This is a genomic window from Rahnella sp. CFA14(1/10), assembly GCF_004195095.1.
GTDB lineage: Bacteria > Pseudomonadota > Gammaproteobacteria > Enterobacterales > Enterobacteriaceae > Rahnella > Rahnella perminowiae.
Window position 1 is genome coordinate 212,258 of the sequence record NZ_SEWS01000002.1, and the last position, 25,523, is coordinate 237,780.

General features: G+C 52.6%; 22 protein-coding genes. 9 read left to right on the forward strand and 13 right to left on the reverse strand.

The features are described 5' to 3' along the window. Window positions 1–53 precede the first annotated feature (53 nt). The 7 genes from ydfG to EVX52_RS04690 all read right to left on the reverse strand — a co-directional run bounded on the left by ydfG (window position 54) and on the right by EVX52_RS04690 (window position 7,138). A complete protein-coding gene (ydfG, locus tag EVX52_RS04660; RefSeq protein WP_129951301.1) occupies window positions 54–803 on the reverse strand; it encodes a bifunctional NADP-dependent 3-hydroxy acid dehydrogenase/3-hydroxypropionate dehydrogenase YdfG in 750 nt (249 codons plus the stop codon). Window positions 804–929: 126 nt separating this feature from the next. Then, on the reverse strand, window positions 930–1,985 hold the full coding sequence (locus EVX52_RS04665) for an aldo/keto reductase (protein ID WP_129990908.1): 1,056 nt from the start codon (window positions 1,983–1,985) through the stop codon (window positions 930–932). Between the two features lie 25 nt (window positions 1,986–2,010). Beyond that, window positions 2,011–3,105 carry an ABC transporter ATP-binding protein gene (locus EVX52_RS04670; protein WP_129990710.1) on the reverse strand — a complete coding sequence of 365 codons (1,095 nt, stop codon included), beginning with the start codon at window positions 3,103–3,105 and terminating at the stop codon, window positions 2,011–2,013. Further along, entirely contained in the window at window positions 3,106–4,059 is a 954-nt protein-coding gene (locus EVX52_RS04675; protein ID WP_129990711.1) for a carbohydrate kinase family protein, read from the reverse strand. A gap of 26 nt (window positions 4,060–4,085) precedes the next feature. Continuing rightward, window positions 4,086–4,925 carry a carbohydrate ABC transporter permease gene (locus tag EVX52_RS04680; protein ID WP_129951298.1) on the reverse strand — a complete coding sequence of 280 codons (840 nt, stop codon included), beginning with the start codon at window positions 4,923–4,925 and terminating at the stop codon, window positions 4,086–4,088. Continuing rightward, a complete protein-coding gene (locus EVX52_RS04685) occupies window positions 4,922–5,824 on the reverse strand; it encodes a carbohydrate ABC transporter permease (protein ID WP_129951297.1) in 903 nt (300 codons plus the stop codon). The genes EVX52_RS04680 and EVX52_RS04685 overlap by 4 nt, the downstream gene beginning before the upstream one ends. Before the next feature lie 63 nt (window positions 5,825–5,887). After that, window positions 5,888–7,138, reverse strand: coding sequence for an extracellular solute-binding protein (locus EVX52_RS04690; protein WP_129990712.1), 1,251 nt, complete (start codon window positions 7,136–7,138; stop codon window positions 5,888–5,890). A 419-nt stretch (window positions 7,139–7,557) separates the two neighbouring features. On the opposite strand from EVX52_RS04690, the gene EVX52_RS04695 reads away from it, so the two are divergent. The 7 genes from EVX52_RS04695 to EVX52_RS04725 all read left to right on the forward strand — a co-directional run bounded on the left by EVX52_RS04695 (window position 7,558) and on the right by EVX52_RS04725 (window position 16,489). Then, window positions 7,558–8,730, forward strand: coding sequence for an ROK family transcriptional regulator (locus tag EVX52_RS04695; RefSeq protein WP_205951560.1), 1,173 nt, complete (start codon window positions 7,558–7,560; stop codon window positions 8,728–8,730). A 139-nt stretch (window positions 8,731–8,869) separates the two neighbouring features. Next, a complete protein-coding gene (gene guaD, locus EVX52_RS04700; RefSeq protein WP_129990713.1) occupies window positions 8,870–10,222 on the forward strand; it encodes a guanine deaminase in 1,353 nt (450 codons plus the stop codon). After that, window positions 10,219–10,857: a TetR family transcriptional regulator C-terminal domain-containing protein gene (locus tag EVX52_RS04705; protein WP_129951293.1), complete on the forward strand. Its 639-nt coding sequence runs from the start codon at window positions 10,219–10,221 to the stop codon at window positions 10,855–10,857. Before guaD ends, EVX52_RS04705 begins: the two co-directional genes overlap by 4 nt. Beyond that, the gene (xdhA, locus tag EVX52_RS04710) at window positions 10,854–12,257 is read left to right on the forward strand and encodes a xanthine dehydrogenase small subunit (RefSeq protein WP_129990714.1); all 1,404 of its coding nucleotides are present in this window, start codon (window positions 10,854–10,856) and stop codon (window positions 12,255–12,257) included. Before EVX52_RS04705 ends, xdhA begins: the two co-directional genes overlap by 4 nt. Next, the gene (gene xdhB / locus EVX52_RS04715) at window positions 12,250–14,649 is read left to right on the forward strand and encodes a xanthine dehydrogenase molybdopterin binding subunit (RefSeq protein ID WP_129990715.1); all 2,400 of its coding nucleotides are present in this window, start codon (window positions 12,250–12,252) and stop codon (window positions 14,647–14,649) included. The genes xdhA and xdhB overlap by 8 nt, the downstream gene beginning before the upstream one ends. 11 nt (window positions 14,650–14,660) lie before the next feature. Then, window positions 14,661–15,449 carry a xanthine dehydrogenase accessory protein XdhC gene (gene xdhC, locus EVX52_RS04720; RefSeq protein ID WP_129990716.1) on the forward strand — a complete coding sequence of 263 codons (789 nt, stop codon included), beginning with the start codon at window positions 14,661–14,663 and terminating at the stop codon, window positions 15,447–15,449. Between the two features lie 368 nt (window positions 15,450–15,817). Beyond that, window positions 15,818–16,489: an oligogalacturonate-specific porin KdgM family protein gene (locus EVX52_RS04725; protein WP_129951289.1), complete on the forward strand. Its 672-nt coding sequence runs from the start codon at window positions 15,818–15,820 to the stop codon at window positions 16,487–16,489. Window positions 16,490–16,675: 186 nt separating this feature from the next. On the opposite strand, the gene EVX52_RS04730 is transcribed toward EVX52_RS04725, so the two are convergent. Next, window positions 16,676–17,284 carry a hypothetical protein gene (locus EVX52_RS04730; RefSeq protein WP_129990717.1) on the reverse strand — a complete coding sequence of 203 codons (609 nt, stop codon included), beginning with the start codon at window positions 17,282–17,284 and terminating at the stop codon, window positions 16,676–16,678. Window positions 17,285–17,548: 264 nt separating this feature from the next. Between EVX52_RS04730 and EVX52_RS04735 the strand changes: the two genes are divergently transcribed. Beyond that, window positions 17,549–18,244, forward strand: coding sequence for a GntR family transcriptional regulator (locus EVX52_RS04735; RefSeq protein ID WP_129951287.1), 696 nt, complete (start codon window positions 17,549–17,551; stop codon window positions 18,242–18,244). Between the two features lie 48 nt (window positions 18,245–18,292). Here the strand turns inward: EVX52_RS04735 and fetB are convergent, their stop codons facing one another. The 4 genes from fetB to manA all read right to left on the reverse strand — a co-directional run bounded on the left by fetB (window position 18,293) and on the right by manA (window position 22,646). Further along, window positions 18,293–19,066, reverse strand: a complete 774-nt coding sequence (gene fetB / locus EVX52_RS04740; RefSeq protein WP_129990718.1) for an iron export ABC transporter permease subunit FetB — start codon at window positions 19,064–19,066, stop codon at window positions 18,293–18,295. Continuing rightward, window positions 19,053–19,724 carry an iron ABC transporter ATP-binding protein FetA gene (gene fetA, locus EVX52_RS04745; RefSeq protein WP_129990719.1) on the reverse strand — a complete coding sequence of 224 codons (672 nt, stop codon included), beginning with the start codon at window positions 19,722–19,724 and terminating at the stop codon, window positions 19,053–19,055. The genes fetB and fetA overlap by 14 nt, the downstream gene beginning before the upstream one ends. A gap of 64 nt (window positions 19,725–19,788) precedes the next feature. Then, window positions 19,789–21,330 (reverse strand): YdgA family protein, encoded by a 1,542-nt coding sequence (locus EVX52_RS04750; RefSeq protein WP_129951284.1) that lies wholly within the window; start codon window positions 21,328–21,330, stop codon window positions 19,789–19,791. Window positions 21,331–21,464: 134 nt separating this feature from the next. Beyond that, window positions 21,465–22,646 carry a mannose-6-phosphate isomerase gene (gene manA, locus EVX52_RS04755; RefSeq protein ID WP_129990720.1) on the reverse strand — a complete coding sequence of 394 codons (1,182 nt, stop codon included), beginning with the start codon at window positions 22,644–22,646 and terminating at the stop codon, window positions 21,465–21,467. Window positions 22,647–22,892: 246 nt separating this feature from the next. Between manA and fumC the strand changes: the two genes are divergently transcribed. Continuing rightward, window positions 22,893–24,290 carry a class II fumarate hydratase gene (gene fumC, locus EVX52_RS04760; protein WP_129990721.1) on the forward strand — a complete coding sequence of 466 codons (1,398 nt, stop codon included), beginning with the start codon at window positions 22,893–22,895 and terminating at the stop codon, window positions 24,288–24,290. Between the two features lie 63 nt (window positions 24,291–24,353). Here the strand turns inward: fumC and tus are convergent, their stop codons facing one another. Continuing rightward, window positions 24,354–25,289 (reverse strand): DNA replication terminus site-binding protein, encoded by a 936-nt coding sequence (gene tus, locus EVX52_RS04765; RefSeq protein ID WP_129951281.1) that lies wholly within the window; start codon window positions 25,287–25,289, stop codon window positions 24,354–24,356. Window positions 25,290–25,523: the final 234 nt, after the last annotated feature.

Sequence of the window (25,523 nt, forward strand, 5' to 3'; positions counted from 1 at the left end):
GATAATAAAAAAAAGCAGCCGGAGCTGCTTTTTTTGTCAATCAGCAAGCAATATCACTCTTCGCGATGTACCTGTAAACCCGCGAGAGACTGGCTGACCGGCATCATTTCGATGCTGTTGATGTTGACGTGCGCCGGCAGGGTGGATGCCCAGAATACGGATTCGGCCACATCGGCTGCGGTCAGCGGATTCGTATTGTCGTAGGTTTTACTGACTTTCTCATCGTCACCTTTAAAGCGTACGTTGGAGAATTCAGTCCCGCCGCACAGGCCCGGTTCGATGTTAGTGACGCGAACATGGGTGCCGTGCAGGTCGGTGCGCAGGTTCAGACTGAACTGACGGACAAACGCTTTGGTTGCGCCATACACATTGCCACCCGCATAAGGCCAGTTGCCTGCGGTGGAACCAATATTAATCACATGACCGGTGTTGCGTTCCACCATGCCCGGCAGCACGGCGCGGGTCATGTACACCAAGCCTTTGGTGTTGGTGTCGATCATTTTGTCCCAGTCTTCCAGCGAGGCTTTATCCGCTTTTTCCAGACCGAGAGCCAGACCGGCGTTGTTAACCAGAACATCAATGTTACGCCAGTCAGCAGGCAGGCTGGCGATAGCCTCTTCAATAGAAGCACGGTTAGTCACGTCCAGTTCAACCGCGTACAACGCATCTCCCAGTTCGGCTTTCAGGTCATCCAGACGCTCTTTACGGCGGCCGGTGGCAATCACTTTATGACCTTCTTTAACAAACTTACGTGCGATTTCAGCACCAAATCCGGCAGTTGCGCCGGTAACAAAAATAATCATCCCGGTATTCCTCTGTTTTAAAGCAAGGTGTGCACGAGGCCCACTAAAGAAACTCTTTAAGTATTAACACAAAAATAACGAGACCGGCAGAGTTAACCGGTCTCAGTGCGTATCATTTTATTGCAGTTACTTCTTCAGATAGGGCGCGATCAGCGATAAATCCGCCGCAGACAAGCGATCCGGTGCGGTCTGCGCCTGATGCCAGTAAGGATACAACAAAGGCAACTGGCTGACTTTATTAAGTCTTTCAATTTCTTCGTTATTGAGGATTAAACCGGCGGCGAGCAGGTTATCCTGTAACTGTGTGTCGTTGCGCGCGCCGACAATGACCGATGTTACCTGCGGACGGGCAATCAGCCACGCCAGCGCAATTTGCGCCGCAGAAACGCCACGTGCTTCGGCGATATCTACCAGCACATCGACTACGTCATACAGAGCACTTTCGTCACGCACCGGCGGTTCACCCCAGTCGGCCAGATGGCGTGTACCTTCGGGTGCTGCCTGATTACGGCGATATTTACCGGAAAGCAGGCCGCCTGCCAGCGGACTCCAGACCAGTACGCCCAGCCCCTGATCCTGCGCGGCGGGCAGCAACTCATATTCAGCTTCACGTGCCTGCAGGGTGTAATGGATTTGCTGACTGACCGGACGGATGAAGTGATTAGCGTCCGCTACACCCAGCGTTTTCATCACGTGCCAGGCAGAAAAATTGGAGACACCGACATAACGCACTTTGCCGCTGCTGACCAGATCATCGAGCGCCCGCAGCGTTTCTTCCAGCGGTGTCAGGCCGTCCCATTCATGCAACTGGTACAGATCAAGGTAATCTGTATTCAGCCGCTTCAGGCTGGCTTCACAGGCGCGCAGAATATGATGACGTGACGAACCCCGGTCGTTCGGGCCTTCGCCCATCGGGAAGCGGGCTTTACTGGCAACCAGTACGTCGTGACGTTTACTGCCCAGCGCTTTACCGAGAATAACTTCCGATTCACCGCCTGAATAGACATCGGCGGTATCGAACAGGTTAACCCCTGCATCAAGACATAATCCTATCTGGCGCTTTGCGGCCTCAACGTCAGTTTGCCCGGTTTTGGCAAATTTGCCCTGACCACCAAATGTCATGGTGCCGAGACTGAGTACTGAAACTTTCAGGCCAGACCGGCCTAACAGACGGTATTCCATCATTTATCTCCCTCGAGAGTCATTTTTACCTCAAATCTTCCACCAGCCGTTCACCCGTTTGCGCGTCAAACAGATGGATCGCCTCGCAGTTAGCATCCAGATACAGCGGCTGACCGGCACTGACGCGGGCGCGTCCGGCGAACTGAACGTGCAGCGGGAAACCGTTCCAGTCGATGTGCAGCAGGCTGCTTTCTCCGGTCACTTCCAGCAATCGTAATGTGGCGGCGGGTTGAGCGTTGTGCGCTACCGGTTTTAAATCATGCGGACGCACACCGAGCGTGACAGGTTCTCCCTCAGAATGCCGCGCCTGCAATGCCCACTTCTCCGGTAGTGCGAACCACAACTGATTACAGTTCACACCGGGCTGACCGTCAACATGGCAGAAGACACCGCTGAGCAGGTTCATGGGCGGTGAGCCGATAAACCGCGCCACAAAGGTGTTTACCGGTTTGTCGTAAATCGACAGAGGGTCGCCTTGTTGCACGATAAAACCGTCTTTCATTACCACGATATTATCGGCCAGTGTCATGGCTTCAACCTGATCATGCGTCACGTAAACGGTAGTGGTGCGGAACTGCTGATGCAAAGACTTGATTTCGGCGCGCAGTTCCATGCGCAACTGTGCGTCGAGGTTGGACAGGGGTTCGTCAAACAAAAACACTTTTGGATTACGCACCAGCGCGCGACCCATTGCCACACGCTGACGCTGCCCGCCGGACAAATCTTTCGGCAGCCGTTTCAGCAAGTGATCAATACCCAGCACTTTTGCGGCCTGTTGTACTTTGGCCTGCTGCTCGGCTTTAGGCACTTTCTTCACCTGCATGTGGAACGCCATATTCTCGGCCACGGTCAGATGCGGATACAGCGCGTAACTCTGAAATACCATCGCGATATCGCGATCGGCGGGGTCGAAATTGTTGATCTGCTGTTTATCGAGCAGAATATCGCCATCAGACAGGGATTCCAGACCGGCCAGCAGGCGCAGTAAGGTAGATTTTCCGCAGCCCGAGGGGCCGACCAGCACGGTGAAACTGCCGTCAGGGATGGTCAGATCCAGCGGTTTCAGCACCTGTACTTTGCCATAATGTTTGGCGACTTTTACCAGTTCTACCAGAGCCATTTAGATTTTCTCCACAAGGCCAAAAAGCGATTGCCAGTCAGGATAACGGCGCGGGGAACTGCTGATGGCACAACCGGCAACGCGAACTCCCCATTGCAGCGCCGTGGCAGGCGGCAGGCCATAAATCAGCGCGGATAAAAATCCGGCATTAAAACTGTCTCCGGCACCAATGGTATCGACCACCCCGACCGGTTCAGCATGCTGATGCAGCGTCAGGCTGTTTGCCCACAAACGTGCGCCATCCGGTCCGCATTTCGCCACGCAAAAAGCGTTGTCCGCCATCTGTTCCAGTAACATCAGCGCGGCGACATCCAGCGTGACGGCATCCGCCAGCCCGAGGGTTTCCACTTCATTGAGCAACAGTGCATCGCAGAACGGCAGCCATTTTGCTGCCTGTTCGCGCAATGCATCGCTCCAGTCTTCCGGCGGCCAGCCACTGTCGACGGCCACCTGGTAACCACGCTGTTTCAGTTGTGCCAGCAGTTGCGGATAGTCAGCATACAGTGCGGTACACAGCCAGGTACCGCACAGTAATACCCAGTCTCCGTCCTGAGCCGTTTCTGGGATTTGCCCCAGAACGTCCTGCATGGACAGGCGCACAATATGCCCCTGATTACTGAAGAATGTTCTTTCGTGATCAGGATGCGTCACGCCAAAGGTCAGTGAGGTTTCGCAGTCACAGGTTGGCCAGCGCGATGCGCTTTCCGGAAACATACCCGCCAGCCAGCCGCTGAACTGGTCATTGCCCTGATTCGCCACCAGCCGGAAAGGAGAACCGAGCGCAGAGAGCGCCAGCGCGCAGTTTCCCGCTGAACCGCCCGGGCGCAATGAACTGCTTTCGAGCATCGCCTCCGTGCCTTTTTTCGGCCATTCATGCAGCGTACTCATGATCAAATCGACGTTAATATTGCCCGTGACATACAGCGTGGCGCGGGTCTGAGGTTTGGTTGTCATTAATGAGAATTCCCTGGTGTTCATATTCAGCCTTTGCTGCCGCCGGCGGTTAACCCGCTGACCATGGTTTTTTGCAGCCAGAGCGCAATAAAGAGCGGCGGAATGGCCGCAAGGATCCCGACTGCGGCAATCAGACCGTCGTCGGTGGCGCGCCCGGCGGTGAATCCGGCGATGGTCACCGGTAACGTCTGGGCATCGATATTATTGGTAAACAGCAGGGCGTAGAAAAATTCATCCCAGGCCAGCAGCCAGCCAAACATGGCCGAGGCACCCAGCGCCGGTTTAGCCAGCGGCAGCGTAATACGCAGCAACACCTGCCAGTAACGCAACCCGTCAAGGCGCGATGCCTGTTCGATATCCACCGGCAGCGCGTCAAACTGATTTTTCAACATCCAGGTAAGGAACGGCAGGATCATTGAGCAATACACCAGAATCAGCCCGACATGGGTGTTCAGCAGTGTCAGCTGTTGCAGGATGAAATACAGCGGCAACACAAATGCTACCGGCGGCACCATGTAGATCGCCAGGCTGCCAAACAGCCAGCCGTCGCGGCCAGGATAACGGGAGAAACTGTACGCCGCCGGTATCGCCAGTAACAACGACACCAGCGTGGCGCCACAGGCGACCAGCACACTGTTGCCGAGCGCATGCAGGAACAGTACGCCGGGCGTCCCGGCCTGTAAGGTCAGCAGACGGCTATAACGACTGAAATCCCAGTGACGGGGCAACCATTCCAGCGGAATACGGGTCAGATCTTCCGCTGAGCTGACGCTCATCAGGAACATCCACAGCAGCGGGGCAAGGATCGAGACGGCCAGAACCAGCGCCGCGAAGTAGCGTAAAACGAGCCGGATTTTCTGTTTCATTCACTGCTCCCTGAACGGCGCTGGCGCACTAACATCACCATGTAAATCATGATCAGCAGGGCGCAGATCAGCGTCATCAGAATGGCGTACGCGGCACCGCTGCCGGCACGCAAATAGCTGAAGGATTCCTGATAAACAAAGAAGCTGACGGTTTTGGTACTGTCGAGCGGTCCGCCACGGGTCATGACATAAATGATATCGAAGATTTTAAAAGCATCGATGGTACGCAGCACAAGCGCCACCGCCAGAGGGGCGGCAATCGCCGGCAGGGTGATTTTCCGAAAACGACGGAAAGCCGAAGCGCCGTCGAGCCGGGCGGCTTCGAATAAATCTTCCGGGATGGTTTGTAATGCCGCCAGCACCAGCAGAGTGATCAGCGGGTAATTTTTCCAGATGTCTGCAAACATCACGGCATTGATCGCCGAAGCCGGGTCTCCGAGCCAGCTGCGATAGGCATCAATCAGCCCGAGCTGAGAAAGCAGGGCGTTGATGCTGCCATAATCCGGGTTAAAGTTCAGCCGCCACATAGTGGCGTTGACGATAGTCGGTAATGCCCACGGTAAAATCACCAGCACGCGCAGGGCGCTGCGTCCCCAAAAGGGCTGGTTCAGTAACAGGGCCACCAGCACGCCGATGATGCCTTCAATAACCACCGAGACAACAGTGAAGTAGAGCGTCCGCCAGAGTGCGGCGCGAAAATCCGGATCCGTCAGTGCATAGATGAAATTCTCGCTGCCGACCCAGTTGGGGGCAGAACCATCGCCGATTAATCCGGCATCCGTAAAGCTGAGCCAGAATGTACGGGCGAGCGGCCAGGCGGTCAGTAAGAACATCATCAGCAGCATAGGGGCAAGCAGCAGCCAGGCCTGACGTTTCTCGCGTTGGGGTAAAGTCAGCATTCGGTTTTCCCACGCCCGCCGGGACGAAACCCGGCGGGCTTAATCATAGTGTTGGCGAAAAACTTACCGTAAACGATCGGCGGCTTTGGTTGCGGCTTCCATACCGTCCTGTGCCGGGGTTTTACCCTGCAATACCGCCTGAATATTTTGCTGCAATATATTGGATAAACGGGAGTAATCGGCGGTGACCGGGCGTGACAGCATGACATTAAGCGAGGTTTTCGCCGCTGCAATCAGCTGCTCCTGATCTTTCTGCACCGCCGGATCTTCATAAGAGGATTTCCAGATCGGCAGGCTGAGTTTGGCGTATTTGTTCTGTACCGGTTGCGACGTCATATAACTGATGTATTCCCACGCCTGATCCGGATGTGCGCTGGCTTTGGCAATGCCCAGTCCCATCGACCCGTTAACGCCGGATGCGCCGCCCGCGGTTTCTCCCGGCGCCGGAATGACGCCCACGTCACCCGCGACTTTGCTTTGTTTCGGGTCATTGGCCATGTTGTACATGTAGGTCCAGTTCAGGGCGAAAGCCGCATCGCCGTTGGAGAACGATTTACGCACATCTTCTTCCAGATACTCGCGTGAATTCGGGTTAGTCAGCTCTTTATCCAGCGTCTCTTTCATGTAATTGATGGCTTTCATTGCGCCGGAATTGGTGAAGTTCAGCTTGCCGTCTTTGTAGAAATCCCCTTTGAATGCAGACACCAGCGTGGTGTAGTCGCACAGCAGTGCCTCGGATTGTGACCAGCTCCAGACCAGCGGGTATTTCACGATGCCTTTTTCTTTGAGAATTTCAGATTGTTTTTCAACGTCAGCCCAGGTAGCCGGCGGGGTGGTGATCCCGGCTTTGGCCAGCATAGCTTTGTTGTAATACAGATATTTGGTGTCGAGGATCCACGGCATACCCCAGCGTTTGTCTTTGTAGGTCACAGTGGAAATTGCACCGTCAAAGATCTTGTTACTTTCTTCAGCCGGAATGCGCGCCGAGACATCCTGCAACAGGCCGTATTTGTTAAATTCAGCTGGCCAGATCGCATCGAACAGCACCACGTCATAGCCTTTATCACCGGCACCGCGTGCGGCAACGATTTTATCGTGCAGCGCTTCGTACGGCACAAATTCCAGATTCACTTTGATATCCGGATGCTGCTTTGTGAAATCAGCGGTCATTGCGCGGATATCCGCTTCACTGTAGGCCGCCTGAGTCATAAACAGGGCACTGAGCGTGGTTTCCGCCAGCGCGCTGACGGAATATCCCAGGGTGAGGGCAGAGAGGGCGCACAGGGTGGCCGCAGGGGTAAATCGTAAGCTCATCGTCATTCTCCAAAACAGGGTGAAGTTTATTAAATCAATTTGATTGCTTTAATCGGCTAAAAAAAATGGGAAGGCATAACTCTGCCAGTCCCTGCGTCCCTGCCGGATTTACCCTTCATACTTCGGGCTGCTGATGCGTTGGCTGCGCTCCATCACCCGAATCACTGACTTATGTCAGCTCATCGGGATTCACTCGCTTGCCGCCTTCCTGCAACCCGAATTATCTTGGGTATAAAACGTGTGCTACACGGATGATTCAAATCTCAATAGTGACTGGCGATTATTATTAACATGCCAATAACATTCAAAGCTGTGATGCCACCGTCATATTCATCTTCTGTAATTTATAAAATCAATTTGATTGCTGTATTCACTGGCCACATACTGCCCGCAAGGTCTTCACCGTGGAGAGGGATGTGATAACAACTTCTGGCACCAATCTTGAGCACGCCCGTGCTCACAATCGTCGGGTAGTGATCGAAGCCATTCGCCTTAACGGTGAACTGACCCGGGCTGAAATCGCCCGGCTGACGTCGCTCACTCCCCAAACCGTCTCCAACATTGCCACCGAGCTCGAACAGGCGGGAATTCTCTCTTCCCACCTGCCGCGCCGCGCGGGAGGGCGTGGTCAGCCAGCAACGCCACTGACACTCAATCCTGACAGCGCCTATTCAATAGGCATCCATCTTGATCATCAGTCGCTGCTGACTGTGCTGGTGGATCTGACCGGAACCGTTCGTTTTCGCAAACTGATCCATGTGCAGAAACCGCAGCCAGAGCCCACGCTGGCTCTTATCGATCAGGTGCTGCAAGAAATGCGCCAACAGGTGAAAATTGACTGGCGAAAAATGTTAGGAATGGGCGTGGTGATGCCGGGTCCGTTTGGTGTGGAAGGGATTTCCTCACAAGGGCCGACCACGCTGCATGGCTGGGATGATGTTGATATTGAAGCGCGTTTAAGTGCCGCGACCGGCTGGCCGGTGACGCTGGAAAACGATGCGACAGTGGCCGCAATCGGCGAGCGTTTTCACGGTATTGCCAAGCAATTATCGTCGTTTGTGTATCTCTATATTGGTACCGGACTGGGTGCAGGCATTTTCACCGACGGGCGGATTTACACCGGTCATGCACACAATGCGGGCGAAGTCGGCCACATTGTGGTGCAACCAGGCGGTCGCGAATGCTATTGCGGTAACAAAGGGTGTCTGGAGCGCTATGTTTCGTTACAGGCGGCCTACGAAGCCTGTGGCCTGGATCCGATGACCGCCATGCCAGAAGACCTGCTGAACGTCGGTGAGAAGGTGTTTGATAAATGGCTGGATACCGCCATCGAACCCGCGTTGCAGGCCATCAATATTATGGAATGTGTTTTTGACGCGCAGAGCGTCATTATCGGCGGAACCATGCCGAAACCGCTGGTAGAAAAGCTGATTAAGCGCCTGACACCGCTGTATAATTCAGTGCGCAGCCGCTATGCGCAAAGTGCGCGCATTCGTCTCGGCATGTCCGGCAGTGACACACCTGCGCTGGGTGCCGCCGCGCTGCCGATATTTGACGAATTCAATCCGCAATATGAAGTGCTTTTGAAGTAACGATATTCAGGTACCTTGACTGGGTTTCTGACCATCTGGTCTGACTCATTAATCTGACCAGATGGTCAGGTTTGGCATGAGATTTGCAAAAGTTCTGTTATCAATTGTGAACGAGAACGTTGCAGATAAGGTAAATGCCATGAGTCAGATCATCACCCGCGCCGTACGCGGAAATTTCTTCGATATTCGTGAGCCGGTATTACAACCGGAAGAGTGTGAAGCGCAGGTGCGTTATATCGAAGACGGCCTGATGTTGCTCAGCGGCGGCACCATCGTCTGGCTGGGAAGCTGGCAGGAAGGTGAAGGCAAGCTGGCGCTGGCACGCAAAACTGCCGTTCTGGACATTGATGACTATCGCGATAAGCTGATCGTCCCGGGCTTTATTGACACCCATATTCACTATCCGCAAACTGAAATGATCGGCGCGTACGGCGAACAGTTGCTTGAATGGCTGACACGCTACACCTTTCCGACCGAACAACAATATCACTGTGCGGATTACGCCAGGCGCATGTCAAAATTCTTCATCAGCCAGTTGTTGCTTAACGGCACCACCACCGCACTGGTGTTCGGCACCGTCCATCCGCAATCCGTCGACGCCTTGTTTAAAGAAGCGTCCGACATCAATATGCGGCTGGTGGCCGGCAAAGTGATGATGGATAAAAATGCGCCCGCCGGCCTGCTGGAAACCCCTGAAGAAAGTGAACGGGATACGCGTGGACTGATTGCGCGCTGGCATAACCGCCAGCGCCTGAGCTATGCCCTTACACCGCGTTTTGCACCAACGTCTTCACCCGAACTGCTGCAAAGAGTGCGGCTGTTGAAGCAGGAATTCCCCGATGTGTATATGCATACCCATCTGAGCGAAAACGTCGCCGAACTGTCATGGGTGAAAGAAATGCATCCTGATCATCAGCATTATCTTGACGTTTACCACCAGTACGGGCTGACCGGCGAACGTTGCGTGTTTGCGCACTGTCTGCATCTGGATGACAGCGAATGGGATTGCCTGCACGATACAGATTCAACCATTGCTTTTTGCCCGACGTCTAATCTGTTTCTGGGCAGTGGTCTGTTTAACTTACAGAAATCCTGGCAGAAACAAATCCGCGTCGGCATGGGTACGGACGTCGGTGCGGGTACCACATTCAATATGCTGGAAACCCTGTCGGAAGCTTACAAAGTCGGACAGCTTCAGCGCTACCGTTTATCTGCCTTCGAAGCCTTCTATCACGCCACCCTCGGCGGGGCACGGGCACTGCATCTCGACGATAAAATTGGCAACTTTAATACCGGTAAAGAAGCGGATTTTGTGGTGCTCGAACCGGGTGTCAGTGCGTTGCAAAAATTACGTGCCGCCAACAGTGAAACGCTGGCTGAAAAGTTGTTTGTGCTGATGACGCTGGGAGATGACCGCAATGTGTATTGCACCTACGTTGACGGCGAACCGGTTTATGTACGGGATGCTCAGCAGGAGGCACTTCCAGCATGATGAACAGTGATACCGGCGGCAAAGTCCGTCTCGCACGTGAGCGTACGCTGGAGAATATCCATGCGGCGGCCATTGCAGAATTCAGCGAAAAAGGTTTTCAGGGTGCCACCACGCAGGCGATCGCGCAGCGTGCGGGGATCAAAAAAGCCCAGTTGCACTATTACATCGCAGGCAAAGAGGAACTTTACGAAGAACTCTTGCAGAAAGTGCTGAAAGCCTGGGGCGACATTATTCAGTTCGACCCGTCACTCAGCGAGCCGGAAGCCGTGCTAAGCCGCTATATCCGCAATAAGCTGAATTTCTCGTTTGACCAGCCTGAACTGTCGCGCATTTTTACCAGTGAAGTGCTTGGCGGTGGTCATTATTTACATAAATACTGGCCTCAGGCTTCGCAGAATATTCTTGGCAAAGAGAACCTGATCCATCAGTGGATTGTGCAGGGAAAAATCCGCGCACTGGATGCCCGTCTGTTCATCATGCATATCTGGGCGCTGACGCAGTATTACGCCGACTTTGCCGTGCAGGTGAAGCATATGTACGGTGATTTCCAGGGTGATATACAGGCGCGTGAGCACATTATTGATGAGGTTACGACGCTGATACTGAACGGCTGTAAGAAAGGAGACTGCGCATGATCCAATTTCTGATGAACGGCAGGATCCACACGGAAAATCTGCCAGCCGACACGACAGTATTACACTATCTGCGGCGTGACGCGGGGCGTTGTGGAACCAAAGAAGGTTGTGCCTCCGGGGACTGCGGTGCCTGTACGGTGGTGCTGGCAGAAAAGCAGGACGATCAGCTGGTCTACCGCACGGTTAACGCCTGCCTGACATTTATGCCTGCGCTGCATGGCAAGCAACTGATCACCGTGGAAGATCTAAAACATCATGGCGCGCTGCATCATGTGCAACAGGCGATGGTTGATAATCACGCCTCGCAATGCGGTTTCTGCACACCGGGTTTCGTGATGTCGCTTTTTGCGATGGAGAAAAACAAACCCGCTTTTACGGTTGAGGGTGTGCAGGAAACGCTTTCCGGCAATCTTTGCCGCTGCACCGGTTACCGGCCCATCATGGCGGCGGCAAAGGCAATCTGCGAATCGCCTCAGCCCGATCAGTTTGATGCTGATGCCCGGCAAACGCTGGATAAACTCGCGGCGATTTCGGCGACTGAACAGCCGGTAAGTATTGATGAACTGGCCGAACGTTATCTTGCCCAACCGGATTCCCGTCTGGTGGCGGGCGGTACCGATCTGGCGCTGGAAGTGACTCAGCGTTATCAGCAGATACCGAAGCTGATTTCGCTCGCGCATATCCCTGAGCTCAAAGCGATTACGCTGACCGGTCAGGCTATTCATATTGGCGCGGCGGCACCGCTCAGTGAATGCCAACGGGTTTTACAATGTGAGTATCCGCAATTTGGCGAACTGCTTGAGCGGTTTGCCTCGCAACAAATTCGGAATCAGGGCACGTTTGGCGGCAATATTGCCAATGCATCGCCCATCGGTGACGGCGGCCCGGTATTGCTGGCGCTGGGGGCGTCATTGCTGCTGCGGCGTGGCACTGAACGGCGGGAATTACCCCTCGACCAGTTCTTCCTCGGTTACCGTAAAACGGCGTTGCAGCCAGGCGAATTTATCGAACAAATCCGCATTCCCCGCAACACGCCGGTGGCAGGCCAGTTACGGGTGTATAAAGTGTCGAAACGGCTGGAAGACGATATTTCTGCGGTCTGCGCGGCGTTGCATATTGACGTGCAAAACGGCGTAGTGGTGCATGCCCGTGTGGCGTTCGGTGGCATGGCGGAAGTGGCGAAACGGGCCAGTGGCTGTGAAGCGCAGTTACTCGGACAGCCGTGGCAGACGGCAACCATCGAGCGGGCCTGCCAGGCGCTGGAACGGGATTTCACACCAATCAGTGATTTCCGTGCCAGCCGCGAATACCGCATGCAGGTGGCGAAAAATCTGCTGCGCCGCTGCCATATTGAAATGACTTCTCCTGAAACACTGATGCGGGTAACTCATTATGTCTGAATCCAAACCATCACTTTCTCAGGTTGAGATGGAAATGTTGTTCCGCACCGGGTTGCAGAGCGGGGTGGGCAAAAGTCAGAAACACGAAAGCGCGGATAAACACGTCAGCGGTGAAGCCGTTTATGTTGATGACCGGCTGGAGTTCCCCAATCAGTTGCATCTGGTACCGCTGCTCAGCCCGCACGCGCACGCCAGTATTTTACATATCGATACCGAACCTTGCTACACCGTACCGGGCGTGGTGCGGGTCATGACTGCCGCAGATGTGCCCGGTAACCTTGATATTGCGCCCCTGACCCATGGCGATCCGCTGATGGCGCAGGGCTGCGTGGAGTATGTCGGCCAGATCGTGCTGGTCGTCGCCGCAACTTCTGCCCAGGCCGCCCGTGCTGCTGTAGCGCTGGCAAAAGTGGAGTATCAGCCGCTTGAGGCCATACTGACGGTGAAGCAGGCGCTGGCACAGGCACATTACGTAGAAGAACCTCACCAACATAAACGTGGCGATGCGGAAATGGCGCTGGCCTGTGCGCCGCACCGTTTACAGGGCGAGCTGGAAATTGGCGGTCAGGAGCATTTTTATCTCGAAACGCAGATCGCCTCAGTGATGCCCGGCGAAGACGGCGCGATGCTGGTATACAGCTCGACGCAACACCCGACTGAAGTGCAAAAACTGGTGGCCTCAGTGCTGGATTTACCGATGCATAAAGTCGTGGTCGATATGCGGCGCATGGGGGGCGGTTTTGGAGGTAAAGAGACACAGGCAGCGGGCGCGGCCTGCCTTGCCGCTCTGGCGGCGCATCTTACCGGACGTCCGGCAAAAATGCGGTTGTCACGTCAGGACGATATGTTGATCACCGGCAAGCGTCATCCTTTTCATGTCAGCTATGACGTGGGTTTTACTGATGACGGGGTTATTCACGGTATCGACATTAAACTGGCGGCCAACTGCGGGTATTCGCTGGATCTCTCCGGTTCGATTGTCGATCGCGCCATGTTTCATTCTGATAACGCGTATTACCTTGGCGACGCGCTGATCACCGGTTATCGCTGCAGAACCCATATGGCGTCAAACACGGCCTATCGCGGATTTGGCGGTCCGCAGGGCATTGTGGCGATTGAGCATATCGTTGATCACATCGCCCGTGAACTGGGGATGGATCCGCTGACGGTGCGTAAAAATAATTACTACGGTCAGGAAAACCGCAACATCACGCATTATCACCAGCCTGTCGGGCAAAACCTGCTGCAGGAGATGACACAACAGCTGGAAGACAGTGCGGAATATACAGCAAGACGTGACGCTGTCACTAAATTTAACCGCAGCAATCCTTATCTGAAAAAAGGCCTGGCGCTGACGCCGGTGAAATTCGGTATTTCATTTACTGCCAGTTTTCTCAATCAGGCGGGCGCACTGGTGCTGGTGTATACCGACGGCAGTATTCAGCTCAACCACGGCGGCACCGAAATGGGACAAGGGCTGAACACTAAGGTCGCGCAGGTAGTTGCTGAGGTATTTCAGGTGGATATCAGCCGTATTCAGATCACCGCGACCGATACCGGCAAGGTGCCTAATACCTCACCGACTGCGGCTTCATCCGGCGCTGATCTCAACGGTAAGGCCGCGCAAAACGCGGCGGAAATCATTAAAGGGCGCATGGTGGAGATGCTGATGCGTGTCCATGATGTGCAGGACACTGACATTATCTTCAGCAACGGTCAGGTGCGGGTTAAAAATCAATATTTCAGCTTTGAGCAGGTCGCGACACAGTGCTGGCTGAATCAGGTGCCGCTGTCGGCTACCGGTTATTACAAAACACCGAAAATATTCTACGATCGCAGCAAAGCAGCCGGACATCCGTTCTACTACTTTTCCTACGGCGCGGCCTGCGCGGAAGTGCTGGTCGATACCTTAACCGGTGAATATAAACTGTTGCGGGCTGATATTCTGCATGATGTGGGCGACTCGCTGAACCCGGCAATTGATATCGGTCAGGTGGAAGGGGGATTTGTGCAGGGTATGGGCTGGCTGACCACGGAAGAACTGGTGTGGAACGACAAAGGGCGCTTAATGACCAGTGGTCCGGCGGCATACAAAATTCCGGCGATTGGCGACATTCCGCAGGATCTGCGCGTGAAACTGGTAGAGAACCGCAAGAATCCCGAAGATACCGTTTTCCATTCCAAAGCGGTGGGCGAACCGCCGTTTATGCTTGGGATCTCCGTCTGGTGTGCGATTAAAGATGCGGTTGCCAGCCTGGCTGATTACCGGGTGCATCCCCAGCTTGATGCCCCTGCCACGCCGGAGAGAGTGCTTAACGCGGTGAATCACTTGCATTTTAACGGTGACGTTGTCACAGATATCGCTACCACCACCCTAAAAGTTGCCGGCTGAAGGAGGTTCTTATGCGTACTGATGACTGGGTAACCTGTTTACATGATCTGCAAAGTCGCGGGGAGCCGTGTGTGGTGGCGACTCTGGTAGAGAATCAGGGCTCCACGCCGCGTGATGCCGGAAGTAAAATGCTGATCACCGCCAGCCGGCAATTTTATACGCTGGGGGGCGGTAACCTTGAGTTTCAGGTCACGGCCATTGCCCGTGAAATGCTGCAACAGGGCGCCAGTACCAGTCGCTTTGAGCGATTTTCATTAGGAGCACGTCTCGGACAATGCTGCGGAGGTATGGCTTCTGTGTTACTCGAACCGCTCGGGCAACGGCAACCGCATGTGGTGGTTTACGGTGCAGGCCACGTCGGGCGCGCACTGGTGAATATCCTCAGCACGTTACCTTGCCGTATTACCTGGGTGGATGCGCGCGCCAGTGAGTTTCCGCCACAGGTGGACCCGCAAATTACCTGCATCGTGGACGACGAACCGCAGGGTACGGTGGCGCAGATGCCCGCTGACAGTTATTTTCTGGTGCTCACGCACGATCACCAACTGGATTTCGCCCTGAGCGAACGCATTCTGAAACGGGGGGATTTTCGCTATTTCGGGCTGATTGGTTCACAGACCAAGCGTAAACGCTTTGATTACCGCTTAACCGGCAAAGGGATTTCTGACCAACAACTGTCGAGAATGCGTTGCCCGGTGGGGTTGCCTGATGTACGCGGCAAACTCCCGGCCGAAATTGCCGTGGCGATTGCCGGAGAGTTTATCGCGGCATATGGCGCACATTGTCAGGCTGGCAAATGAGTGGGTGAAGTTTCCGTCTCTGCCGGACCAGACACCAGAAAAGCGCGATCCGGGGATTGTGTTTCAGAACTACGCATTGCAGCTATCTGTTCATGCCTGTCATTGTTATTTAATTGCCTTGATTATAATGACAAAAAAAATCATTAATTGGCAGCCAGATGAAGAACCCCCTTTCATATTTCACATTTTAAATATATTTATAACTGCCTGAGTTTATTTCTAAAACCCCGCTTAATTTAATACATGTGATGAATATTCAACTTTATCAAAAAACAATTTTAAAATATTGAAACGCCATTTCATTAAGAATAAATTCATGTTCAGCCTTTGATTCCTTTTGCAGTTAATTATTTAAAAACGGGTTTAACATGAAAAAATACCTTTTACTCTCATTCTCTCTGGCCGTTACCAATGCGCATGCAGTCTATATGGATGTACGTCATGAATATCTTGATGACAGTAAAGCCAACTATGATCGTGTCTATATCTCTAACCGGTTTAGTAATGGTTTTGGTTTTGCTGTTGAAGCCATTTCAAAATCCGGTGGAGATGACACTAACAAAGCGTTTAACGATCTTGAAGTGCAGGGCAACGAATATACCGTTAATTACCAGTTCAGCAAGGGGCCTGTTGCCTGGCAGCCAGGATTCGTACTGGAAACTGGCAGTGGCTATTCCACCTACAAACCCTATTTACGTACGACCTGGACGATTAATGATGCATGGTGGCTGGGTGCACGTTATCGGTTTGAGTACACGCGGCGCTCTTCCGACTCCCGTGAAGACGATACGGTAAATCGTATGGATGTCTGGGCGGGATATAAATGGAATAACTTTGACTGGACGCTTGAAGGTATTTATAAAAAAGCCGATAAATATGACCTTTATAATAACAGCAAGTACAACTATGAATACAATTTCAGAACCGCTTATATTATCGGTGCATGGTCACCTTTTGTAGAAGTGGGTAATGTTTCAGTTCGCAGTAACAGTGATGAACGGCAAAGTCGTTTTCGTGTAGGCCTGGGCTATACGTTTTAATTATAAGGTCTGCATTGGTATTGTTTAAATAAACCTTGTGAAAGCGCTGAGATATTCGAAAAAAGCAGCGCTCATTGTTCAACGCTGGCCACTCAATATTGCATCAGTAATACATATCACCCTCATTATCTGTCTTTCATCAGCCTGGAAAAAAGCCTGCTGCACCCACTTGCAGCAGGCCGGATTTTACAGGGTTTTCAGGGGTTCACTGCGCTGCCGGAAGGCCAGGGCAGAACCCAGACACAACAGATAACCCATCAGTTCAGTGCCTTCTTCGACAATATTTTTCACTGTCCGCACATATTCGCCCTGCATTACCGCTCTCCAGATGATGTTCATTCCAAACACCCGCGAGAACACCAGGATCAGTACCAGACCACAAACCATATAGTGACAGGCCGGATGAGCCAGAAAAGCCGACAATCCGCGCAGGCTGGTTTTGGGTGAGATGCAGGCCCAGGCGATACAATAGACGGCGAACAGGCTGGCAAAATACACCCATGATCCATAGTGAATAAGATCAAAGAGCGCATCCAGCTCACGGATCAGCATGCAACTGAAAAATCCGCCAATCAGGATCATGCCCGCGCGCAATGCCGGATGTTTTTTGGCCTGTAAGAAAAACAATGCACTGATGGTCAGAAGGATCACTTCCTGCAGGAATTCAGTGGCGGAGATTTCCTGCACCCCGTCGTTAAAGACGGCCACGTCCAGCCAGATCACCAGCGCGGTACAAACGGCTCCCAGTGCTAATAAGATAAAATTGATTAAGTGTTTCAAAAGTATGTGTTTCATTATCGTCCTGTGTTCACCAGGTTGACGTACGTACTTACCGGTTCTGAACATTTGTCTGTGTAGTGTGAGAGTTTTTAAGGATACGCAAGCCCATAACAGGGAGATTGTGAATGTGTGCGGGAATGATAATTGCAATGAATGTTATGTGCTATTTGTTGAGATTTGTTACATGATTTAGAACTGAACGTCATTTACTAATGACGAACGTGGGCAGAGGGTGGTAGGTTGCACGGAAACAGCCAGAGAGAGGCCATTTAGCAATCCATGAGTAATCCAACTACAACCGCCAAGCAGCTGGAAGTTCAGCGCATTGTCGATGTTCTGTCTAAAGCCATCGCGCAGCAACGTCTGCGTCCCGGCACCCGTCTGGTGGAATCACAGCTTGTTGACGCGCTCGGCGCTAACCGTAACCACGTTCAGGTGGCGTTACAGCGTCTGGCGATGCAACGCATTGTGACCATTGAACCTAACCGTGGTGCCATGGTGTCGCAGCCGACCGCAAAAGAAGCGCGTGAAGTATTTATCGCCCGTCGTGCTATCGAACGGGCGATTGTTGAATGCATTGGCCCGGAAGTGATCCGCCGCCACCGTCACCGCATCAACAGCCATTTACGCGGCGAACGCGAAGCTGTGCAATCCGAAGACCGGCGCGCCATTGTGCGTGAGCTGAGTGAATTTCATCTCATGCTCGGGGAAGTGTCTGGCAACGATGTGCTGAGTGAAATTTTGTCCAATCTGATGGTGCGCAGCTCGCTGATCGTCGCGCTGTATCAGCGTAATGAAGTGCCGTCGTGTCAGTGTGATGAACATCATGCGATTATTGATGCGCTCGAAGCAGGTGATAATGCGCAGGCGGCAGTCATTATGCAGGAGCATCTGGATGATCTGGAAGGGGTGTTGGATCTGAGTGACGAGGCCGCCGGAGAGGTCAATCTGCGTCAGGTGCTGTCTGATTTATAAAACCTGAAAAAGTCTGCCCGCCGTTTTTTCAGCGGGCAGCGGCACAGGTTACGATGATGTCAAATCGCGTAGCTGCGCACGGTTATTGTAGAAACGTTTGTAGGCAAGATAGCCGGCAATGATCGTTGATAAACTCGCGGTCGCCAGCAGCATAAACGTCACCATAATCTGATATTTAATGGCTTTCACCGGGTCGATACCCGCAAAAATCAGCCCTGACATCATGCCCGGCAGGCTGACTATTCCGACGGTTTTTGCCGCATCCACGGTCGGGATCATGGCGGCACGAATGCTGTCGCGAATAATCCGGCCGGAAGCCATTTTTACCGGTGCACCGAGGCTGAGCATCTCGAGGATTTTTTGCTGATTATCGAGAAAACGCTGGTTAAGGTTGCTGTAACACAGCCCGACTGCCACCATAGCATTTCCGGCAATCATCCCCGAAATCGGAATCACCTGCATAGGCAGGAATTCAATCGAACCGCTCAGGATCAGAATCGTTAATGTCAGCGCGGTACCTGTTGTAATGGCGATAAACGAAATGATGAATCCGTTATCAATATTGCGGCTGCGTTTTTTGGCATTCAGGGCCGCATTTACGCAGATAAACAGCACCATCAGTACGGTTAACAGGCTGTTATTAATATCAAAAATGTATTTTAACACGTAGCCGACGATGATCAGCTGTACGATAGCGCGGGCGACACTCCAGATAATGTCTTTTTCCAGCCCGAGTTTTTCTTTCTTGCTGACGAGCAGGGCGACGACAACCAGGATCAGCGCGAGAGCCAGAGACTGGTTGGTAATATTATGCTGATTCATGCGCCGCGCTTCCTGGTAAATGACGGGACAGGGTAATGACGTTTTTGGCGTGGCGGATTTCGTTGAGATCATGGCTTACCCACAATACGGCGATCTGCTCTTTCTCAACCAGCCCGGCAATAATGTTGTTGATATTGATTTTATTCTCTTCATCCAGCGCGCTGGTGATTTCATCAAGCAATAATATATCCGGCATAAATTGCAGATTGCGCAGCAACGCGACTCGTTGCTTTTCACCCCCCGAAAGTTCCTGCGTGCGTTTGGTCAGCATATCTGCGGATAAGTTGACCCGTTGCAGCCAGCTGCGAAGCTGAGTGTCATCCGGCTTTTTATTGCGGATCTGATAAGGCAGGGCGAGGTTATCGTAAACCGTTTCGCCAAACAGCGACGGCGTCTGGAAGCAGTAGGACACGCGCTGGCGATACATTTCAGGTTTAATCTGCGTAACGTTTTCGCCTTTGAAATAAAGTTCTCCGCCGGTCGGATTTTGCAATGAGGCAATAATCTTCAGCAACGTACTTTTCCCGCTCCCCGAAGGACCGGTCAGTAAGGTAAATTCCCCCGGATTCAGGGTGAGGGAAACAGGTTCGAGCAGCGGTATATGGTTAAGCGTAAAAGAAACGTCTTGCAGACGAAGGAGATCGGTAGGAGTGGTCACGCCTGAAAAATCCTTAGGTAAGGAGGTTTTACTCCTCCCCTTAGCCGGGGAGGAGTAAAGAGGATTACTGAGCCGGTACCGGCGCTGGCGTCGGGGCTACCGGTGCTTCCTGTTCAGGGGTTGGTGCTGGCGCTGCCGGCCCGCCCAGGATCCCGAACAGACCTGCGAATTCCTGCAACGTCATTTTCTGGCCATTCAGGTCAACCTGATTGTCAGCGTAATGGAAGGTGCTGGAAATTGTGTCATCTTTCACCGTGGTCAGTTTGAACATCTGACCCATCGCGGCCAGACCCTGCACCTGCTGTTGCGCCAGTTTAGCGGCGTCGTCTGCATTGTAACCTTCCAGCTGAGCCACCTGTGTGGTCACCTGCGTCGCCATCGGCAGAGGAATTGTCAGTTTAGCATCTACCTTATTCACCATCTGAGATAACATCTGATCCTGAGCGGGTGCCGGGGTTGCGGCCGGATCTTTCAGATCCAGTTGGAGGTTGAAGCTGCTTTCGCCTTTGCTGTTTTTCCAGCTCAGCGGTGCAATGCTGATGCTCGGATTACCTTTGAGCAGCAGAGGCAGGTTAGCCAGCAGTAAATCGGCGGCCTGTTGCTGATAAACAGCCGGATCAATCTGGCCCTGTTGCATCAGAAGTGCGCGGGATTGCTGGTTGTAGTTGTCTGCGAATTGTTTCATCGCAGCGCCATCCAGCTTGTCCAATTTCAGTGTCAGTTTGGCTGAACCGAAATCAGCCCCCTGAATTTTCAGTGCATCGATGGTGTAATCCTGCTGGCCGGCGATGTTATTGCCGTTTTCAGAGAATTTGCTCACCAGTTTGAAATTGTCGAGTGAACCCGCATCTTTGCCGTCAACATTCACCAGGATGTGTTTCACGGTCAGATTCTGATCACCTACACCGACCTGGAACTTACCTTGTTTCGTATCACTGTCCATGCTGAAACCGGCCAGGGTCACTTTTTCAAGCTGACCCCACTGATTTTTAGAGGTCAGGGCGACGCTGTCGGTGCTGGCGTCCAGTTTCATGGCCGTAAGATCTTTGTCCACATCAACATTAATTTTGCCACCGGAGAAGGCCAGCTGGCTTTCATCTTTCTGATAGGTTACCGGAATGATGTCAGCCGCCGAAGAACTCGCACCGCTGTAGGAAATACGGGTGTCAATCGTGACCAGAGACTTGCCTTTAGTCACATCAAACAGGCCTTTCACCGTTGGCGTGTTTTGCAGCTCTGAATGAACGGAAGCCATGCTTGGGATCAGGTTGAATTTTTTCAGCTGAGCGGCAGGGAAAGGGCCATGATCGATAGTTTCGATAAAGGCAATTTCGTCACCGGTTTTCAGTACGCTGGTGCCCGCAGTTGCGGCAGCAGGATCCGGTTGCAGCACAATACGCATCTTGCTGCTGAACAGACCGCGCTGGTAATCCTGATAGCTGACTTTCAGCCCGGCTTTCGGATAAGCACTTTGCAACTGGCCGTTGGCCGCCGCAATCTGTTCATCCATATGTTGTTCGATCAGTTTGCCTGTATACCACGAGACGCCTGTCCAGGCCGCGCCAAGGACTACAATGACGCTTACAGCGACTAACGACTTCTTCATATCTCTGTTTATCCTTATGAAATATCCCGAAAATAAAAAACGCCTTACGGCGTTATTAGTCTACAGAGTGTAGCTGAATCAGCAAATAAATCACCAAAATGGGGCGGTTAGCCCCATTTTGTTTGATCTACTGTTCATTTAGCGAGTGTATTGAACACACGTGCTATGCGGCCGTTACCGCTGACAGTTACCGGTGACTCTGTGGCTGACAGGAAACACGACTCACCCGGATTGAGCACCAGAGTTTGATTGTTCTTTAACAGAACGCTCTGACCTTCAATACAAAAGATGATCGCGGCGCTGTCCTGCTCCAGTGTTTGTGGTTCAGCCGCCAGGCTATGGATCGAAAACGCGAAATCTTCGACCGGGATCGGGAAGTTGAGTTCCGCCCCCTTGACAACCGGCGTGGTCAGCAATTCCGACGCGGGTTTAGCGTTGAATTTCAGGTTCGCCAGCAGCTCAGGAATATCAATGTATTTCGGCGTCAGGCCGGCACGCAGAACATTATCTGAGTTTGCCATCACTTCCAGCGAGACCCCTTTCAGATAAGCATGCGGCGTTTCGGCATACAGGAACATGCCTTCCCCCGGTTGCAGGGTGATCACGTTGAGCAGCAGAGGGGAGAACAGGCCGCTGTCATCAGGATAAAATTCAGAAATGCTGCGGATGGTATCCCACGGCTCACCGTGTTGCTCATCCAGAACCGATTTCAGCACGTCCAGTGCCCGGGATTTATCTTCACCCTCCAGACTCAGCAGACCTGCGAACAAGGTGCGCAGGTGATCCACATCCGGAGACGTCAGGAAAGTCGCAATTAAGGGATGCGCACCGGCGACGGGTTGCAGGAGTGAAACCATTTCGCGTAACTCGCGGAAACCGTTCATGGCCTGGAAAGGCGTAAGGGCATAGACCAGTTCAGGTTTGTGGTTCGGATCTTTGTAATTACGTTCGGCCGCATCCAGCGGAATACCCGCCGCATTTTCTTTGGCGTAACCTATTTCGGCTGCACTCTTGCTCGGGTGAACCTGAATCGACAGAGGCTGATCAGCGCAAAGCACTTTAAACAGGAAAGGTAATTCGCCAAAGCGGCTGGCCACTTTTGCGCCCAACTGGGCAGTCAGATCGGCGGTGATTTGTTCGCGCAGGGAGACAGACTCACCGCGGGAATTCTCAACCTGAGAGCTACTTTTCGGATGCGCCCCCATCCACAGTTCAGCCATCGGACGGCCTTCTGAGTCTTTAATTCCATAGAGTTTGGTCAGCGCGTCTTTGCTGCCCCAGGCGTAATTTTGCACACCGTTATGCATCTTTTGCATTGCTTCATCCTGAATAGAAAATATTGCTGCCTAGTAAACAATGACGACGGGGGCTTTACAACTGCGAAGGCCCAAAAAGTGCGGCTGGCATGTATTTTCAGATTGGAGATCGAATCGAATTATACGCCTGCCTTATATGTCACTATAATCAACAGGCCGCCAACGGAAGCGTGGGAGCGCGTGCGGCAAACAAAAACCTGCGGAAAAACTGATTTTTCATCGTAATAAATATCTAAGGAGACAGTAATGGCATCTACTCGCATTGAAAAAGACTCAATGGGGCCAATTGATGTTCCGGCAGATAAACTTTGGGGCGCACAGACGCAACGTTCCCTCGAGCACTTTCGTATTTCCTCTGAAAAAATGCCTGCGGCGCTGATTCACGCGCTGGCACTGACGAAACGTGCGGCAGCCAGCGTCAATATGGACCTCGGATTACTGCCTGCTGAGCGGGCAAAGGCCATTATTGCCGCCGCTGATGAAGTGCTTGCGGACAAGCATTCTGCCGAATTCCCGCTGTACATCTGGCAGACGGGTTCAGGCACCCAGACCAATATGAATATGAATGAAGTACTGGCTAACCGGGCAAGTGAAATTCTCGGTGGTGTGCGCGGGGAAGAACGTAAAGTTCATCCGAACGATGATGTGAATAAGAGCCAAAGCTCCAACGATGTTTTTCCGACAGCTATGCACGTGGCGGCGGTGATTGAACTGCGCGAAACCCTGATCCCGCAATTGAAAGTGCTGCATAAGACACTGTCTGATAAAGCGACGGCCTATCGTGATATTGTGAAAATTGGTCGTACGCATTTGCAGGACGCCACCCCGCTGACACTGGGCCAGGAAATTTCAGGCTGGGTAGCTATGCTGGGACACAGCCTGACGCACATTGAAAACAGCATACCGCATATTGCTGAACTGGCGCTGGGCGGAACCGCCGTCGGTACTGGCCTGAATACCCACCCCGAATACGCCGTGCGGGTGGCAAAAGCGCTGGCAGAACTGACTCAACAACCCTTCGTGACGTCCCCGAATAAATTTGAAGCACTGGCGACCTGCGATGCACTGGTTCATGGCCACGGTGCGCTGAAAGGGCTGGCCGCTTCGCTGATGAAAATTGCCAACGACGTGCGCTGGTTATCATCCGGCCCGCGCTGCGGGATTGGTGAAATCGCGATCCCGGAAAACGAACCGGGCAGTTCAATCATGCCGGGCAAAGTGAATCCGACACAGTGTGAAGCCATGACCATGTTGTGCGCACAGGTGCTGGGAAATGATGTCGCCGTCAATATTGGTGGCGCATCCGGTAACTTTGAGCTGAACGTATTTCGCCCGCTGGTTATCCATAACTTCCTCCAATCTGTCCGTTTGCTGGCAGATGGCATGAGCGGCTTTAACGAACACTGTGCAGCCGGCATCGAGCCTAACCGTGACCGCATTACTCAGTTGTTGAATGAATCGCTGATGCTGGTTACTGCGCTGAATACACATATCGGCTATGACAAGGCGGCTGAAATCGCCAAGAAAGCCCATAAAGAGGGGCTGACCCTCAAAGCCTCAGCATTAAAACTCGGTTATCTTACCGAAGAACAGTTTGACGAGTGGGTACGTCCTGAAGCCATGGTCGGCAGCATGAAAGTCTAGGAGACCGCTTTTTAATAAGGAAATGAGGTCCGGGAAACCGGACCTTTTTACGTTCCGGGCGGCTTACAACGGAAAATCCGTATATAAATGCAGACGTTTGATCAGCAGGTGCAGAGGTTGCGACTGCGGCTTATATTTATGCTTAACGGAAGATACATCGTAGTCATGCAATTCCCCTAACTTGGGCACCTGCATCATCGGCGAACGCAGGCACAATGCAATCAGCGGCAGCGGGCAGGGGTGTTGCACCTGTTTCTGGTTGTTGCGATACCACACACGGGCGATGGGCTGCACTTTCACCGGACGTTTAAATTTGAGCGCGGCATGTTCGGGCAGGCGCTTCACGTCTATCATCTCTCGGTTAATATTCTCCATCCATTGTTCCCGTGTATAAGGAGAGACTGCGCGTCCGGCATTCAGGCTTTTTTCCAACTGGGCCAGGACTTCTTCGCGGGTTACATTTTTTATGATGTGCTTATTCGCCCAACCAAAGCGCACCGAATCCGGATCATTGAGATAAGTCACCGAACGATAAGCGTTCAGCGTAATCAGGCCGCGAAGGTGGGTATGCACAAACTCAAACCGCTGTTCACGGGCGAGACCGGATTCGACGGTCACGATGTGTTCCAGTTCAGCTTTCAGCTTATTCACTTCTTCAATCAGCAGCAGGGCTGACTGATGCTCAGCCGTGTCTACGGCATAACACAATACACCCGGTAAACGGACGGCGGATTTGCTGCTGATATTCTCGTTATTATGATGAATAAACAGCCGCTTAAAATGTTGTAATGCCAGTTGCTGTGCATCTTCACCGGTATGAGGCGTGACCGTAATTTTGTCCGCCGGATTATGTTCTTCGCCTTTCACGACTTCCGGCAGCGCAAAAACCCGGGCCTGTAATAATTCCAGTTTCCCCAGAAAATTCCCCAGATCGTGCAATGCGATTTCCAGCTCGTTAAAACAACCGTTCATCCGGGCAATTAAATCATAATCTGCCATAAATCCTCCAGTTAGTTACAACATACAGTATAGGCATGATTATTCAATGTGCACACATGAACTTTGCGGAAATCATAAACATCGCATAAAAACAGTTTACCAAGACAGAAACTTAGTGCTTGCGGCTTTCAATGAGTAACCGTCCTAAACGGCCTAAACGGCCTAAACGGCCTAAACGGCCTAAACGGCCTAAACGACTAAACATGGTTCCATCCTTGTTTTAAAGAAGCGCAA

Bases quoted from the DNA above. Each gene is read 5' to 3' on its own strand.
- ydfG (WP_129951301.1), bottom strand. From the start codon at position 803: ATGATTATTTTTGTTACCGGCGCAACTGCCGGATTTGGTGCTGAAATC.
- EVX52_RS04665 (WP_129990908.1), bottom strand. From the start codon at position 1,985: ATGGAATACCGTCTGTTAGGCCGGTCTGGCCTGAAAGTTTCAGTACTC.
- EVX52_RS04670 (WP_129990710.1), bottom strand. From the start codon at position 3,105: ATGGCTCTGGTAGAACTGGTAAAAGTCGCCAAACATTATGGCAAAGTA.
- EVX52_RS04675 (WP_129990711.1), bottom strand. From the start codon at position 4,059: ATGACAACCAAACCTCAGACCCGCGCCACGCTGTATGTCACGGGCAAT.
- EVX52_RS04680 (WP_129951298.1), bottom strand. From the start codon at position 4,925: ATGAAACAGAAAATCCGGCTCGTTTTACGCTACTTCGCGGCGCTGGTT.
- EVX52_RS04685 (WP_129951297.1), bottom strand. From the start codon at position 5,824: ATGCTGACTTTACCCCAACGCGAGAAACGTCAGGCCTGGCTGCTGCTT.
- EVX52_RS04690 (WP_129990712.1), bottom strand. From the start codon at position 7,138: ATGAGCTTACGATTTACCCCTGCGGCCACCCTGTGCGCCCTCTCTGCC.
- guaD (WP_129990713.1), top strand. From the start codon at position 8,870: ATGAGTCAGATCATCACCCGCGCCGTACGCGGAAATTTCTTCGATATT.
- EVX52_RS04705 (WP_129951293.1), top strand. From the start codon at position 10,219: ATGATGAACAGTGATACCGGCGGCAAAGTCCGTCTCGCACGTGAGCGT.
- xdhA (WP_129990714.1), top strand. From the start codon at position 10,854: ATGATCCAATTTCTGATGAACGGCAGGATCCACACGGAAAATCTGCCA.
- xdhB (WP_129990715.1), top strand. From the start codon at position 12,250: ATGTCTGAATCCAAACCATCACTTTCTCAGGTTGAGATGGAAATGTTG.
- xdhC (WP_129990716.1), top strand. From the start codon at position 14,661: ATGCGTACTGATGACTGGGTAACCTGTTTACATGATCTGCAAAGTCGC.
- EVX52_RS04725 (WP_129951289.1), top strand. From the start codon at position 15,818: ATGAAAAAATACCTTTTACTCTCATTCTCTCTGGCCGTTACCAATGCG.
- EVX52_RS04730 (WP_129990717.1), bottom strand. From the start codon at position 17,284: ATGAAACACATACTTTTGAAACACTTAATCAATTTTATCTTATTAGCA.
- EVX52_RS04735 (WP_129951287.1), top strand. From the start codon at position 17,549: ATGAGTAATCCAACTACAACCGCCAAGCAGCTGGAAGTTCAGCGCATT.
- fetB (WP_129990718.1), bottom strand. From the start codon at position 19,066: ATGAATCAGCATAATATTACCAACCAGTCTCTGGCTCTCGCGCTGATC.
- EVX52_RS04750 (WP_129951284.1), bottom strand. From the start codon at position 21,330: ATGAAGAAGTCGTTAGTCGCTGTAAGCGTCATTGTAGTCCTTGGCGCG.
- manA (WP_129990720.1), bottom strand. From the start codon at position 22,646: ATGCAAAAGATGCATAACGGTGTGCAAAATTACGCCTGGGGCAGCAAA.
- fumC (WP_129990721.1), top strand. From the start codon at position 22,893: ATGGCATCTACTCGCATTGAAAAAGACTCAATGGGGCCAATTGATGTT.
- tus (WP_129951281.1), bottom strand. From the start codon at position 25,289: ATGGCAGATTATGATTTAATTGCCCGGATGAACGGTTGTTTTAACGAG.